Raw genomic sequence first — 14825 nt, forward strand, 5'->3', positions numbered from 1 at the left:
GCTCCGGAGGGCCGCTCAGGCGGTGGACCTGGCCTGCGCCGCGAGGAGAGGGTGGGCGCTGCCGTCCAGAAGGACCTTGGCCACCAGCTCGGGATCGTCTCCCATCGGGACGTGACCGCAGCCCTCCATCCAGACGAACCGGGCGTCCGGCAGCGCCCGCTGGGCGCGGACGGCCTGGCTCGCGCCCAGCAGCCGGTCCCTGGTGCCCCACGCGATCGTCACCGGGACGTCCGCGCAGGCGCCCTGGAAGCGGACCCCGCGCCCCGCCCGCAGCGTCGGCTCGAACCCGGCGGCGGTGCGCATCGCCCTGGCGTCCCCCGCGAGCGCCTCGGCGTCCAGCAGGTCGGGACGGCCGTAGATCATCCCGAACATGGCCGTCCGGCGGCGCGGCGAGCGCGCGAGCAGGGCCATCAGCGGGTCCGGGAGCCTGGCCCCCAGCCGCGAGGCGCGCAGGATCGAGGCGGCCCGCGCCAGCTCGCGCGCGTTGAAGAACCCGGCCGGCGACAGCGCGGTGGCGGAGCTGACCAGCCCGCGATCGGCGGCCTCCAGCGCGAACAGCCCGCCCAGCGAGTTGCCCGCGATGTGCGGCCGCTCCACGCCGAGCCGCTCGAACAGGTCCGCCAGGACGTCGATCGTCGCGTCCACGGTGTACGGGGTGCCCGGAGGAAGCGGCGGCGAGTCGCCGAAACCGGGCAGATCCAGCGCGATCACGTCGCGCTCCCCGGCCAGCCGGTCCATGACCGGCCGCCAGCCCTGCAGCCGGTGGCCGATCCCGTGCAGCAGCACCAGCGGCGGCCCGTCGCCGCGACGCTCGAAGACGATGTCCACGGGCTGAGGGTAGGCCACAAGTTACCGGCCGGTCACGTGTGACGGTCCTCACGCCGCGCCCGCACCCCGCCGGCGGGCGCGGTGTGGACGGTCGGGGCAGGCCGACCTCGGCCGGGTTCTGCTCGCCAGGCGGTGTGAGTGCAGGTGGCGGGGGTGGCCGGGTGGGTCAGTAGGAGGTGGGGACGGTGTCGCCGTCCAGGCTCGGGGCCGGGGCGGGCTCGGGCGGGCGGCGGTGCTCCAGGGCGGCGCGGAGCTGGGCCCGGCCGCGGTGGATGCGGCTGCGCACGGTGCCGAGCTTGACGCCCAGCGAGGCGCCGATCTCCTCGTAGGTCAGGCCCTCGATGTCGCACAGGACCACCGCGGCGCGGTACTCCGGCGCCAGCGCGTCCAGCGCGCGCTGGATGTCGGCGTCCAGGTGCCGCTCGTCGTACGCCTGGGCGGGCGACGGCTCGCGGCCCTGCAGCCGGTCGGCCGCGTCGTCGCCGAGCGCGTCGAACCGGATGCGCTGCTTGCGGCGGGCGCGGTCGAGGAAGAGGTTGGTGGTGATCCGGTGCAGCCATCCTTCGAAGGTCCCCGGGCTGTAGGAGGACAAGGAACGGAACACCCGGATGAAGACGTCCTGGGTCAGGTCCTCGGCGTCGTGCCGGTTACCGGTCAGGCGGTACGCCAGCCTGAACACCCTTGTGGAGTGCTCGCTGACGATCTCCTCCCATGTCGGAGGCGTCCACGCCATCGCGCCTGCGCTCACCGCTACCCCCGTCTGATGCGAAATCGTTACGGCCAAGCATGCCGGTACCCAGATAAGAGCCGTGTAAGAACGTCGTTGGCCGGCCGGATGCGGCGCCGGGCCCTCCCGGGGTCGTTCCGGCGGAATCCCTGGTGAACTGCGGTTTCCCCGATCGGCGGGGTGGCCGGATGGGGCCAGGTCGCGGCGGTCGTGTGACGGATCGCTCATTGACCGGGGCGTTCACGCCCTTGTGAGCGATGCCATTGGACGATCCGTCAGCAGCGATTGAGCCCCGCACGGACGCCAGACATGATCGGATGACCCCACCGGCGGAACCCGGACAAGCCCGACGGAACCGACGCTCCGCCCACCCGCATACCACCCACCCCCCGACCGCGAGGACGTGGCATGGCGCGAAGCTACAACCTGGCCGACCTTCTCGAGATCCTTGCCGCCGCCGGACCGGACCGCCCCGCACTCGTCGCCGGGGACGAGCGCCGCACCTACCGTGAGCTCGACGAACGCGCGAGCCGGGTGGGCCACCACCTGGCGGCCGCCGGCGTTCGCCCGGACGAGCACGTCGCGATCCTGGCCTACAACCGGGCCGAATGGATCGAGAGCATGCTCGGCGCCTTCAAGGTCCGGGCCGTCCCGATCCCGGTGAACTACCGCTACGTCGCCGCCGAGCTGCGGCACGTGCTGTCCGACTCCGACGCGGTCGCGCTGATAGGGGAGCGCTCGCTGCTGGCCAGGGTCGAGGAGATACGGGGCGACCTGCCGAAGCTGCGGCACGTGGTCGTCCTGGAGGACGGCTCGGACGCCGACGTCCCCGGCGCCGTCGAGTACGAGAAGTCCCTCGCGGCCGTCTCCCCCGGCGACGACTTCCCGGAGCGGTCCAGCGACGACCGCTACATCATGTACACCGGCGGCACCACCGGCTACCCCAAGGGCGTGGAGTGGCGCTGCGAGGACATCTTCTTCGGCGCGCTCGGCGGCGGGAACGTCCTCGGCGACCCGATCACCAGCCCCGAGGGGATCGCCGCGAACGCTGAGCAGCCCCCGATGGCGGTCCTGGACTGCGCGCCCGTCATGCACGGCGCCGGGCAGTGGGTGGCGTTCATGGGGTTGCTCAGCGGCGCCAAGGTCGTCCTCTACACCGACCACGCGTTCGACGCGGCCCGCGCCCTGCGGATCGTGGCGGACGAGCAGGCCAACGTGCTGATGCTGGTCGGGGACGTGATGGCGCGGCCGGTGGCGAAGGAACTGGCGACCGGCGAGCACGACACGTCCTCGCTTTTCGCGATCGCGTCCGGCGGGGCGCCGCTGACCGAGGGCGCCCGGGCCGAACTGCAGGCGCTCCTGCCGAACATCCTGTTCATGGACAACTACGGGGCGTCCGAGACCGGCGCGTGCGGCCCGTCGATCGGCGGCGGCAAGGAGGGCACGGCGCGCTTCATGATGAAGCCCGGCATCACCGTCCTGGACGACGACCTCAAGGCGGTGCGGCCCGGCGAGATCGGCCGGCTGGCGCGCAGCGGGCACATCCCGATCGGCTACTACAACGACCCGGAGAAGACCGCGTCCACGTTCTTCACCGACGCCGAGGGCACCCGCTGGTCGGTCCCGGGCGACTTCGCCGCGCTGGAGGAGGACGGCACGATCACCCTGCTCGGCCGCGGCTCCCTGATGATCAACACCGGGGGCGAGAAGGTCTACCCGGAGGAGGTCGAGGTCGCGCTCAAGTCCCACCCCGACGTGTACGACGCCGTGGTCGTGGGCCTTCCGGACGAGCGCTTCGGCCAGCGCGTGGCGGCCGTCGTCTCCGCCCGCCCCGGCGCGTCCCCGACCCTGGAGGCGCTGGTCGAGCACTGCCGGGGCCGCCTGGCCGGGTACAAGCTGCCCCGCCAGATCACGGTGGTGGACGAGGTTCACCGCACCGCCGTGGGGAAGTCCGACTACAAGTGGGCCAAATCCGTCCTTACCTGACCTTATTGGGACGTTCGACCGGGCCGCCTAGCACCGGGCGTCCGGCGCGGTCGTGCGCGGCGTGGCGGGTATGGCGCAGGTTTGACGAGCCGGTGGAATGATCTTCAACCGGGTCGGGGCATCTACACGCCGTGCGAAGGACCTGCGTCTTCTTCCACGCCCACCGTGACGACGAGGCGTTGCTGACGGGCGGCACGATGGCGCGCCTGGCGGCCGAGGGCCACCGGGTGGTGCTCGTGGTCGCCGCGGCGGAGCACGCGCCGAGCGGCCTGGACGCCCGCCCGAGGGGCCAGGTCCGCACCGACGTGCTCGACGCGCCGGCGCACGTCCTCGGATGCGAGCGCGTCGTGCTGCTCGGGTACGAGGACTCCGGTCCCGACGGCAGCGCGCTCGGCGGGTTCTCCCGTACGAAGGTGGAACTCGCCGCCGAGGAAGTGGCCGAGGTGCTGCGCGAGGAGCAGGCAGACCTGCTCACCGTGTACGACCCGGCCGGAGGTTACGGGCACCCCGACCATGTGCAGGTGCACCGGGTCGGGGTCAGGGCCGCCGAACTGGCGGGGACGCCGGTCGTCCTGGAGGCGACGGTCGACCGCGACCTTCTCCTGCGCGCGCTCGGGCCGATCGCACGTTTCGGCCTGCTCCCGCGCGCGCGGCACGCGTACACCTCGCGCGGGGAAATCACGCACCGCATCCGCGTCCGCAAGTACAGCGCGACCAAGCGAGCCGTCATGGCCGCCCACGTCACGCACCGGCTGTGCGGTGATTCGGTCTGCACGTTCACGGCGCTGCTGCGTCTGCCGCGCGTGGTGTTCCGGCTCGTTCTGGGTACGGAGTGGTTCGTACGGCGGGACCTGCCGCCCGGCACCGTCCTGCACCACCCGCTGGACCGGTGGCCCGTTCCCGTCGCGCAGCCGGCTCGCGGCCGCCGCCCGGTGCCGCCCCGCGCGCAGCCGGAGCCGGAGCCGGAGCCGGAAGCGGAACCGGAGCCGACACCGACGCCAGCGCCGGCGCCGGAAACGCGCCCGCAGCCGCACCCCGAACCGGCCGCGTCCACGCCCTCGTCCACGCCCGCGCCCGCGGCTGGCGTTTGAGGAGGCGCGCGAACGCTCCTTAACTTCACGCGCGCTCCCCACGCCCCGGCTCAGCGCCGGGTCGGGGATCGGTCAAGAAAGGATTTGGTGCCCCGGAACATGCCTTGGGGCGGTTCGCGCGCATAACCACCCCATGGGGAGAGATCGGTTGATTCCGCTGGCCGAGCGGTATCGCCTCCTCTCGGTGGTCGGCAGGGGCGGGATGGGCACGGTGTGGCGCGCCCATGACGAGATGCTGGGCCGCGACGTCGCGGTGAAGGAAGTGCGCCTTCCGGAACGCTTCACCGCGGGCGAGTGCCGGCTCCTGTGCCGCAGGCTCATCGAGGAGGCCCGCGCCACCGCGGCGCTGCGCCATCCCGGCGTCATCGACGTGCACGACATCGTCATCGAGGACGGGCGTCCGTGGATCGTCATGGAACTGCTGAACGCCCGGTCCCTGCACCAGGAGATCGCCGAACGCGGCCCGGTGCGCGTCGAACGCGCCGCCCGCATCGGCCGGCGCGTGCTGTCGGTGCTGCGCGCGGCGCACGCGGCCGGCATCCTGCACCGCGACGTCAAACCCAGCAACGTGCTGCTGTGCGACGACGGCCGGATCGTGCTCACCGACTTCGGCCTGGCCGTCCACATGGACCAGGGCGGCCAGGAACCGGAGGAGACGCTCGTCGCGGGCATCGAGGGGTCTCCCGCGTACATGCCGCCCGAACGCGTCCGGGGGGAACCCGGCAGGCGCGAGTCGGACCTGTGGTCGCTCGGGGCGACGCTCTACACGGCCGTGGAGGGAGTGTCGCCGTTCCTGCGACGCCACGCGCTCGCATCCATGCTGGCGGTGCTGCTGGGCGACTACCCGCCGCCCGTGCACGCGGGCCGGCTCGCCCCCGTCATCCAGGGGTTGCTGGAACAGGACCCGTCCCAGCGGCTGGGGGCAGCCGACGCTGCGCGGATGCTGCGCGAGGCGGGCCGTCCCCCCGACCCGCCGGTCCCGCTCTGGCGGCGGCGGATTCCCAGACAGTGGTCTACGCGCCTCGGCCTCATGGTGGACGAACCCGATCCCGGCCCGGCCCGTCCAGGGCCGGCGGCGCACGCCCACGACAACCGCCCGCGCGCCCTGACGGTGGCGTGCTTCACGACGGTCGTCGTGATGGCCGTCGTCCTGGGAGCCTGGAGCGCGCGCTGGAACTCCGTCGGCAAGAGCGAACCCCTGGCCCTGCTCCCGGCCTCGGGGGACGAGCACGGGACCGCCGGGCACCGCTCACCCAGAATGATCACCTATCACGAGGTCGCCGGCTCCGGCGGCTACCACATCGACATCCCGCGCGACTGGCGGCGCGAACGGCTCGGCGGCACCGTCCAGTGGCAGGACGCGGCGGCCGAGCAGGCGCTGCGCATCACCCCGGTCTCCGGCGACCCGCTGGCCGGGCTGCGCGCGGCCGAGCACGAGGCGCTGGCGTCCGGAACCTACCCCGGCTACCGCCTGCTGCGGCTCGAGGCCGTGCCGGCGCTGCTCGCGGACGCGGCGGAATGGGAGTTCACCTGGGGCGAGGACGGCGAGCGCTCGCACGCGCTGCGCAGCCGGGCGGCCGGATACGAGTTCTCCTTCCACGCCCCCGACAGCCACTGGACACCGGCGCAACGGCGCTACGACCGCATCCTGGAATCCTTCCGCACCGGCTGACCGCCGGCGGAGGGGGAGGAGGGAGCGTCAGGTCGTCTGCTGCACGCGCAGCAGGAACTCGGCGTTGGAGGTGGTGCCCTTCATCTTCTCCAGCAGCATCTCGACGGCCTGCTGCCGTTCGAGACCGTGCAGGGCGCGGCGCAGCCGCCAGTTCAGCTGCAGCTCCTCGCGGCCGATGAGCAGCTCCTCACGCCGCGTGCCGGACGCCTCGATGTCGACCGCGGGGAAGATCCGCCGGTCGGCCAGGCCCCGGTCGAGCTTCAGCTCCATGTTGCCGGTGCCCTTGAACTCCTCGAAGAACACGTCGTCCATCCGGGACCCGGTGTCGACCAGCGCGGTCGCCAGGATGGTCAGCGAACCGCCGTCCTCGATGTTGCGGGCGGCGCCGAAGAACTTCTTGGGCGGGTACAGCGCGGTCGTCGCCACGCCGCCCGCCAGGATGCGGCTGCTGGACGGCGCCGCCAGGTTGTACGCGCGGCCCAGCCGGGTGATCGAGTCGAGCAGCACGACCACGTCGCGGCCCTGCTCGACCAGCCGCTTGGCGCGCTCGATGGCCAGTTCCGCCAGCGCGGTGTGGTCCTCGGCGGGGCGGTCGAACGTCGAGTGCAGCACCTCGCCGTTCACCGACCGCTGCATGTCGGTGACCTCTTCGGGCCGCTCGTCGATGAGCACGACCATGAGGTGGCATTCGGGGTTGTTGATGCTGATGGCGTTGGCCAGGGCCTGCAGGATCATCGTCTTGCCGACCTTGGGCGGCGACACGATCAGCCCGCGCTGGCCCTTGCCGATGGGGGAGACCAGGTCGATGACGCGGGTCGCGAGCGCGCCGCTGTCCAGCCGCAGCCGCTCCTCCGGGAACAGCGGGGTCAGCTTGCCGAACTCGGGCCGCGCGGCGGCGTCCTCGGGGGAGCCCCCGTTGACGGCCTCGACCTGGACGAGGGAGTTGTGCTTCTCGCGGCTGGAGCGGGGCGGGCGGGCCGTCCCGGCGACGACGTCACCGGGGCGCAGATGGGCCGCCTTCACCTGCGCGGGCGAGAGGTACACGTCGGACGGGCCGGGCGCGTAGCCCTGCGTCCGGACGAACGCGTGCTTGTCCTGCACGGACAGCACGCCCTGGAACGGGATGACCGTCTCTTCGGCGGCCGGCTGGTCGGGCCGCCGCACCGCAGTGCCGGCCCCCGTGGCGGCCGTCGCCTGCCGCGAGGACCGCGCCGTCCGGCGGCGCGTGGCCTGCTGCTTGGGCACGGCCGTGCGTTCGGTGGTCATGGTGGTCATGGAAATCCCTTCTCAGGCGTCCGCGGAAAGCGTTGTGCGGCGCCTGGAGTCGGTTTCCGCGTACGGCTCGCGCTCGGCGCGTGGCCCGTACGTGGAGGGAATGAGATGCAGCTCCGGTTCACCGTGCTGCCGTCGGCTCCCTTGGTGCGATGGTCCGGGACGCGGATCCGCGCGTACCCCCGGACACGAACGAATGGGGGAACACAATCACCGGGCGCTCAGATGGCCCGGGCGGGGAGGAAACGCCCTCACCGCCCAACCGATGTGGGGCGGCAACACACAGGCGCTATCACGACAGTACAGCACGCAACGCCCGTTCCGCATTCCCGCCGCCCGGCGATCCCTTCACGCCGGTCGTCCATAATGACGATCCCCCTCGCAGAGCCCCCGAATCCTTTCTCTGACACCCCGTATGACTCCGCATCCCTTTCCCAAGTTCCCCGCGCTTCCCTTCTTCACCCCTGGTCGTGCCGTACGGACAGCACGCTGAACCGCCCGTGATCGATGACCGCGTCCTGCAGGCACCCGCGCAGCCGCCTCAGCGCGTACTCCCCCAGAGCGGGCTGGACGACCAGGGCGTAGCGCCCCTCGGCCAGGGGGACGAGCCCGCCGCGCTCCAGGTAGGGCCGGGTGGAGCCTCGGCAGTACTCCCACAGCCGCGCCGTCAGCGGACCGGACGCCGCCACCCCGTTCGTCTCCGCCTGGAGGATCAGCGTGCTCGCGGTCGCGCGCATCGGCGGGTCGGGCCGGTCCTGGGTGTGGTCGGCCAGCTCGATGACGCCCAGCGCGGCCACCACCAGCGCCACGCCCGCCCCGAACACCCGCACCCGAAGGTCACGCCCGGCCGGGGGCGGCTCCGGCGCACCTACCAGCACCCCTCCCTCAGGCAACCGCAGCGAGCCCGGAACGACGTCGCCCCCGGCCGTGCCCCGACTGATGGAGGCCGCGACCCGTTCCACCAGGGCCGCCAGGCCCGACACCACGATCCCCACCCCCAGCAGGACCGGAATGAACACCTTGTACGAGGAGGACTCGGCCTCCAGCCACCGGAACCGCGGCACCTCCCCCTCCACGGGCTCTGTCTTCTCCACGGGCTCTGTCTTCTCCGCGGGCCGCCCTCCGGCCAGCAGCCGCTCGATCCGCCGCAACCGGTGCGCCCCGGCCACCGCGACCAGCACGATCAGGCACACCAGCAGCAACTCGCCCGCCATCAGCGACCGCTGCCACTCCCACCGGGCCAGGTACACCACCGTGTAACCCCCGGTGGCGGCCACCATCGCCCCGAGGCCCGCGTACACCAGCCGCCTCATGCCGCGGCCTCGACCGCGCCGGTGTCGCCGTCCACCACGATCTCGGTACCGGGCGGGAACCGGTCGAGGGCGCCGCGCAGCCCGACCACGGTCGGGACCCCGAGCTCCCGGGCGAGGATCGCCAGGTGCGACAGCGGGCTCCCCGTCTCGGCCACCAGCCCCGCCAGCGCCGGCAGCTCCGCCGCCAGCGAAGGGGCCAGGGTCCGTACCACCAGCACCGAACCCGCCGGGGGAGAGCCCGGGCCGGCGTGGACCGGCCCGGACCCCCGTCCGCCGCCCGCGGGACGGGCGCCTTCCCCGGGCGGCGGTGCCTCCGCCACGACCCGTCCGCCAGCCAGCCGGAACACCGCCGGCAGCGGAGCGGTACGCGGCGGAGCGGCGCCGCGTTCCAGACCGGCGGGGAGTGAGCCGCCCTCGAACGCCGCCACCAGCTCATCGAACCTCAGCACCCGCACCATCTCGGGGCGCGGCAGCGCGTCGTCCGAGGTCAGCCGCATCCCGGCCTCCCACGCCAGCCGGGCGCCGAGCTCCTGCACCCACCGAATCCGCAACCGCAACCCCTCCCGAGCCCCCAGGCCAGAGCCGGGCGTCGCCGTCCCCCATCGCGTCGGTGGCAGGCACGTAGGACCGATGGACGGTGGGGTGAGGGCCAGGACCGCCGGGTTCGCGGCGACGATCCGCGCGTCGTCCAGACCTCGGGCGCGGGCCCCGGTGAGCGCGGCCAGACCCTGGGCCGCGGCGGTCGCGGACTTCTCCGCGGTCACAAGGGAGCCAGCGAGCGCTTCGAGACCGTGCAGCGGGACCAGCGTGGCCCGCGTCCAGCGCAGGGCGGCGACCATCTCCTTGTCGGTGAGCTCCGCCAACCCCGGAACGGCCGCGAGCTCCGCGTCCACCCGCGCCGTGGTACGCGCGGCGATCTCGGGGAACCCGGCGCGCAGGCGGCCCACCTGCCAGGCCACCGCCAGTCTCCGGACGGCGGGCACGGGGTTGAGCAGCCGCAGCCACGGGCGGCCGCCGGGCGCGGCCCCCAGCCTCCGCAGGTCGGCCGCCGCGCGCCCGCCGACGGAGACGACCGTGGGACGCCTGCGGAGCGCGCGCCGCGACACCGCCCCCGCCGTGGCCAGCGCCTCGCCGAGCCCCCGATCCAGCGGCATCAGCCAGAGGTCCTCCTCCAAGGGCGACAGCGGATCGGGCAGCGTCTCCGCCACCGGTCCCGGCCCCAGCAGCGGTGCCCGCCGCGGCGGCACCGGGGCCAGCGCCGTGACCGGACGGCTCTGCAGCAGCCACAGCCGCCCGTCCCCGTCGAACGCGAACTCGACGTCCTGCGGGCCGCCGAACACCGACGCCGTCCGCGCCGCCAGCCGGGCGAGCGCGCGCAGCTGCGACCGGGTCAGCGGCCCGCCCCCGTGCTCTCCGACCACCCGCCCGCGCCTGGTCAGCGCGTAACGGGTGCCGTCGATCTCACCGCCGACCAGCGCGTGCGGACCGCCGGGCACCGCCGACACGATCACCCGGTCGGTGCGGCCGTCGACAGGGTCGGCGCCGAACATGACACCGCCCGCCACCGCGTCCAGCTGCGGCTGCACCAGCACCGCCATCGTGCCGGGCGCCGAGGCGGACGCGATGACCTCGTCGACGGCGGTCTGGAACCGCTCCCAGCCGCGCACGTCCAGCACCGACACGAACCGGCCCGCCATGGACGACACCGCCCCGTCCTCCTGCGTGGACGACGACCGGACCACCAGGGGGCGTTCGCCGCCCGCGGAGAGCCGGGCCCAGGCGTCGCGGAGGTCACCGGTGCCGTCGCCGGGACGGACGGGGATGACGAAGCCGGGCAGCACCGGCAGGTCGTGCCGGGCCGCGCGGGCCAGGTTGGCCGCCTTGGCGCCCGCGCGCGCGGCCGGGGCGTCGTCGAGCGGAATGGTCCAGAAGACGCGCGTGCTTGGTGGCACCACGAACTCCGATCCTCGGGCCGCCCCCACATCTAGAATCCGCCGCGGCGCCGCCGAAATCCTCACCCGCAGGTGGTGTCTTGCGCCTCACCCGGCGGAGGAGGCGGAGTCGTACCCAGGGCGGAGTCGGGAAAGGGCCGCCTCGTACGATTGCCGCGAACAGAGGGGGGCGGGATGGCGGAGCAGTGGCTGCACGGCGAGGTCGCCGGCGGCGTCGCGACGATCACGATCGACCGGCCGGAGAAGCGCAACGCGATGACCACGGCCATGTGGCACCGGCTCCCCGAACTCCTGGAGGTGTTCGCCGACGACCCGGCCGTGCGCGTGGTGGTGCTCACGGGGGCGGGCGGCAACTTCTGCGCCGGTGCCGACATCGGCGAGCTGGCGGAGATCCGCCGCCGCGGCGACGCGCACCCCTCGACCGTCGCCGAGGACGCCCTCGCCGCGTTCCCCAAGCCGACCGTCGCGGCGATCGAGGGTTTCTGTGTCGGCGGCGGCTGCCAGCTCGCCACCGCCTGCGACCTGCGCTTCGCCGCCGCCGACGCCCGTTTCGGCATCACCCCGGCCCGCCTCGGCATCGTCTACCCGGCCTCGGCGACGCGGCGCCTGGTACGCCAGGTCGGCGCGTCCGCGGCCAAGTACCTCCTCTACTCGGCCGACCTCGTCCCGGCCGAGCACGCCCTCCGCATCGGCCTGCTGAACGAGGTCGTCGATCCCGGCGACCTGCACCGGCGCGTCACCGAGTTCGCCGCCACCCTGGCCTCCCGCTCCCTCCTCACCCAGCGCGCCACCAAGGAGATCGTCGACACGATCGTGACCGGCGCCGACCTGGAGTCCACCACCGCCCGCTGGCTGGCCGAGGCCCACGCCCCCACCGGCGACATGACCGAAGGCGTCACCGCCTTCGAACAACGCCGCCCACCCACCTTCACCTGGACCACCCCCCACCACTAACCCGCAAGCAACCCCTCCTCTCAGGGGGATCGGGGGGTGTAGAGGCGGGTTGGGGGGAGGGCCTGAAGTTTGGCCGCCGTGGTGAGGGGGTCGGCGATGCGGGCGGCGGGTTCGGATTTCTGCAGGTCGGCCAGGGGGAGCACGCCGCAGATGAGGGAGTGGGGGGTGCGGGCTATGACGAGGGGGCCGATCTGGGCGCCGCCCATTCGTGTGTGTTCGAGGGCGCCCAGGAGAGTTTGGGCTGCCTCGGCCTTGGTGTCGGTGCCGGGGCCGGCGAGGGCGCGGAGCAGGTCGATGAAGTCGCGTTCCAGGCCGCGCGGGCTGCGGCCGGAGAGGTAGTAGCGGGTCTGCCAGGCGTCGGAGGAGCCGGGCATCCGGTACGCGGCGGGGTCGGCCAGTTCGACGCGGAGGCCGTACTGGCCGGTGAGGCGTTCGAAGGCGCGGCCGAGGTCGGTGCGGGGTGCGGTGGCGTCGGCGGCGAGCGCTCCGGCGACGGTGTCGACGGGGTCGGCGCCGAGGGAGGCGGCGACGGCCTGGTCGAGGCGGGCGATCAGGTGGCCGCGGAGTCCGGCCAGTTCGGAGCCGAGGCGTTCGATCGTCTCGCGCTGCCGGGTCAGGCGGGTGTTGACCTCGGGCACCATCCGGTCGTTGATCTGGCCGATGAGGGAGCTGATGCGGGCGTCGGTCTCGCCCAGGGACTCGGTGAGGTGGGTGTGGTCGGCGGCGGTCTGCTCGAACCGCTCGTCCTGCGCGGAGCGGAGCCGTTCGACCTCCTCGCGGGTGTCGGTGAGCCGGGCGCGAAGGTCGGCCAGTTCGGGTGTGGTGCCGGGGCGCTTGCGCTCGAACGCCAGGTACAGCTCACGGCCCGCGATCGCCAGGCACAGCAGGACCAGGATCCATGTCATGGCGGCCCCTCCAGAAGGGCTCAATCTTGCCTGGCAAGATAATTCACCATGTGAGGACCGGGATAGCCCGATATCGCGTTTCAGCAAGGTCATTGCCCACGCGCCGGTCGCGATGCGGCCGGGTCAGCGGTTGAGGTAGGCGAGGACGGCCAGGACGCGGCGGTTGTCGTCGTCGGAGACGGCGAGGTCGAGCTTGCCGAAGATGTTGGCGGTGTGCTTGGTGACGGCGCGCTCGGTGACGACGAGCTGCTGCGCGATGGCGCCGTTGGAGCGCCCCTGCGCCATCAGCTCCAGCACCTCCAGCTCGCGGGGCGTGAGGCGGCCCAGCGGCCGCTGCCGGGTGCTGGCGACCAGCCGGGAGATGACCTCGGGGTCCATGGCCGTGCCGCCCGCCGCGACGCGGCGCACCGCGTCCACGAACTGGGCGGCGTCGAAGACCCGGTCCTTGAGCAGGTAGCCGATGCCGCCGCTGCCGTCGGCCAGCAGTTCGCGCGCGTACAGCTGCTCGACGTACTGCGACAGCACCAGCACCGGCAGGCCCGGGATCCGGCGGCGGGCCTCCAGCGCCGCCTGGAGGCCCTCGTCGGTGAACGAGGGCGGCAGGCGCACATCGACCACCGCCACGTCCGGGCGGTGGTCGAGCAGTGCCTTGACCAGGGAAGGGCCGTTGTCCACGGCCGCCGCGATCTCGAAGTCGTGCGCCTCCAGGAGACTGACCAGGCCCTCCCGCAGGAGAGCCAGGTCTTCGGCCAGGACGACGCGCATCAGTGCGCGCTCCCTACGGGGAGGGGGGCGAGTCGAGCGTGCACGTGACCTCCAGGGTGACGATGGTGGGGCCGCCCGGAGGAGAGTTCAGGGCGAGCACTCCGTCGAAGCTACCGATCCGCCGTTCGATGCCGCGCAGCCCGGTGCCGCCTTCGAACGAGGCGCCGCCCTGGCCGTTGTCGGTGACGGTGGCGCGCAGCATCCCGTCGCTGTGGCGGAGGTCGATCCACACCCGTTCGGCGCCCGAGTGCTTGGCGGTGTTGGTGAGCATCTCGGAGACGGCGAAGTAGACGGCCGATTCCACCGGGGGCTCGGGGCGTCCAGACAGGTCGACGGTTACCTCTACGGGCAGCGGGTGGTCCAGTGCCAGCGCCTTGACCGCGTCGCCCACACCGCGGTCGGCGAGGACGGGCGGGTGGATGCCGCGGACGAGGTCGCGCAGTTCGGCGAGGGCCATGGCGGACGAGGCGCGGGTCTCGGCCAGCAGCAGCCTCGCCTTGTCGGGGTCCTTGTCCAGCAGGTGCTCGATGGCGCCGAGGCTCATGCCCATGGCGACAAGGCGGGCCTGCGCGCCGTCGTGCAGATCGCGTTCGATGCGGCGCAGTTCGGCGGCGGACGCGTCCACCGCGTTGTACCGGGTCTCGGTGAGGTGCTGGACGCGCAGGGCGAGGCGGGCCTTCTCCGTGGGGCCGAGCAGTGAACGGCCCCAGCGGCCGTACACGTCGAGCATCTTCGGGCCGATGAGGAAGCCGATCGCGATGAAGAGGGTGCCGAGCACCGCGGTGCCGACCACGTTGGCCGCGTTCGAGGTGTACCCGGCGTCCACGCGGATGAAGGTGTAGAACTCCGTCCAGCCTTGGCTGCCGATGGTGTGGCCGGCCCAGAAGGTGAGGTTCCAGCCCCAGAAGCCGTACAGGATCAGGCTCGCCGGGAGCGCGGCGGTGAACAGCGCGACGATCGGGTCGGCCACCATCCAGCCGAGGTCGCGCCAGGTGGCGGGGTCGGCCATGACCTGCTGGAAGCGCTGGAGCCTCGGGTGGGGGGAGTCGGCGGCGCCGGCCGGTTCCGGCAGATACGGACGCTCGATGCGGTGGCCGGTCCACTCGCCGATGAGGCGGCGGTAGACGCCGAGCCAGCGGCGCGCGGCCTCCACGGCGGGCGGGACGATCAGGACGCCCAGACCGATGCTGATCGCGGAGAACGTGCTGGCCACCAGGTAGGTGATGATGATCGTGGGGATCGAGAGCAGCCACAGCCGGAAGCCGCGCCAGGGCGCGCGGGCCCGTTCCATGAGCCAGGTCTGTCTGGTCAGTTCGTTTTCCACCGGTTCCTCCGTACCTCTGCGGCCGTACGGAGTCCA

Annotated in this window: 11 protein-coding genes and 1 pseudogene; 4 read left to right on the forward strand and 8 right to left on the reverse strand. The window is 73.0% G+C overall.

The annotated features are described in order from the left end of the window. Nucleotides 1-15: 15 nt before the first annotated feature. Nucleotides 16-828, reverse strand: coding sequence for an alpha/beta fold hydrolase (locus ACFPZN_RS38185; RefSeq protein ID WP_378287395.1), 813 nt, complete (start codon nt 826-828; stop codon nt 16-18). A 166-nt stretch (nt 829-994) separates the two neighbouring features. Beyond that, on the reverse strand, nt 995-1561 hold the full coding sequence (gene sigE, locus ACFPZN_RS38190; RefSeq protein ID WP_378287439.1) for an RNA polymerase sigma factor SigE: 567 nt from the start codon (nt 1559-1561) through the stop codon (nt 995-997). A 402-nt stretch (nt 1562-1963) separates the two neighbouring features. Here sigE and ACFPZN_RS38195 point away from each other — a divergent pair, with 402 nt between their 5' ends. From ACFPZN_RS38195 to ACFPZN_RS38205, 3 genes are all read left to right on the forward strand, one after another. Beyond that, nucleotides 1964-3541 carry an acyl-CoA synthetase gene (locus ACFPZN_RS38195; protein ID WP_378287396.1) on the forward strand — a complete coding sequence of 526 codons (1578 nt, stop codon included), beginning with the start codon at nt 1964-1966 and terminating at the stop codon, nt 3539-3541. Between the two features lie 131 nt (nt 3542-3672). Then, on the forward strand, nt 3673-4632 hold the full coding sequence (locus tag ACFPZN_RS38200; RefSeq protein WP_378287398.1) for a PIG-L deacetylase family protein: 960 nt from the start codon (nt 3673-3675) through the stop codon (nt 4630-4632). A gap of 133 nt (nt 4633-4765) precedes the next feature. Continuing rightward, complete coding sequence (locus ACFPZN_RS38205) at nt 4766-6304, forward strand: serine/threonine-protein kinase (RefSeq protein ID WP_378287399.1); 1539 nt, start codon at nt 4766-4768, stop codon at nt 6302-6304. Nucleotides 6305-6331: 27 nt separating this feature from the next. Here the strand turns inward: ACFPZN_RS38205 and rho are convergent. From rho to ACFPZN_RS38220, 3 genes and pseudogenes are all read right to left on the reverse strand, one after another. Beyond that, nucleotides 6332-7399, reverse strand: a pseudogene (rho, locus tag ACFPZN_RS38210) (transcription termination factor Rho); the annotation flags it as partial. Between the two features lie 635 nt (nt 7400-8034). After that, the gene (locus ACFPZN_RS38215) at nt 8035-8889 is read right to left on the reverse strand and encodes a hypothetical protein (RefSeq protein ID WP_378287400.1); all 855 of its coding nucleotides are present in this window, start codon (nt 8887-8889) and stop codon (nt 8035-8037) included. Continuing rightward, the gene (locus ACFPZN_RS38220; RefSeq protein ID WP_378287401.1) at nt 8886-10841 is read right to left on the reverse strand and encodes a PEP/pyruvate-binding domain-containing protein; all 1956 of its coding nucleotides are present in this window, start codon (nt 10839-10841) and stop codon (nt 8886-8888) included. Before ACFPZN_RS38220 ends, ACFPZN_RS38215 begins: the two co-directional genes overlap by 4 nt. Before the next feature lie 174 nt (nt 10842-11015). Between ACFPZN_RS38220 and ACFPZN_RS38225 the strand changes: the two genes are divergently transcribed. Further along, nucleotides 11016-11795 (forward strand): enoyl-CoA hydratase/isomerase family protein, encoded by a 780-nt coding sequence (locus ACFPZN_RS38225; protein ID WP_378287402.1) that lies wholly within the window; start codon nt 11016-11018, stop codon nt 11793-11795. A gap of 20 nt (nt 11796-11815) precedes the next feature. Here ACFPZN_RS38225 and ACFPZN_RS38230 read toward each other — a convergent pair whose 3' ends face one another. From ACFPZN_RS38230 to ACFPZN_RS38240, 3 genes are all read right to left on the reverse strand, one after another. Beyond that, nucleotides 11816-12700 (reverse strand): hypothetical protein, encoded by an 885-nt coding sequence (locus ACFPZN_RS38230; protein WP_378287404.1) that lies wholly within the window; start codon nt 12698-12700, stop codon nt 11816-11818. A 123-nt stretch (nt 12701-12823) separates the two neighbouring features. Continuing rightward, nucleotides 12824-13465 (reverse strand): LuxR C-terminal-related transcriptional regulator, encoded by a 642-nt coding sequence (locus tag ACFPZN_RS38235; RefSeq protein WP_378287405.1) that lies wholly within the window; start codon nt 13463-13465, stop codon nt 12824-12826. 13 nt (nt 13466-13478) lie between these two features. Then, complete coding sequence (locus tag ACFPZN_RS38240) at nt 13479-14789, reverse strand: sensor histidine kinase (RefSeq protein ID WP_378287406.1); 1311 nt, start codon at nt 14787-14789, stop codon at nt 13479-13481. Nucleotides 14790-14825: the final 36 nt, after the last annotated feature.

Origin of the sequence: Actinomadura rugatobispora (assembly GCF_042656285.1) — a bacterium.
In the GTDB taxonomy this organism is placed as follows: Bacteria; Actinomycetota; Actinomycetes; order Streptosporangiales; family Streptosporangiaceae; genus Spirillospora; species Spirillospora rugatobispora.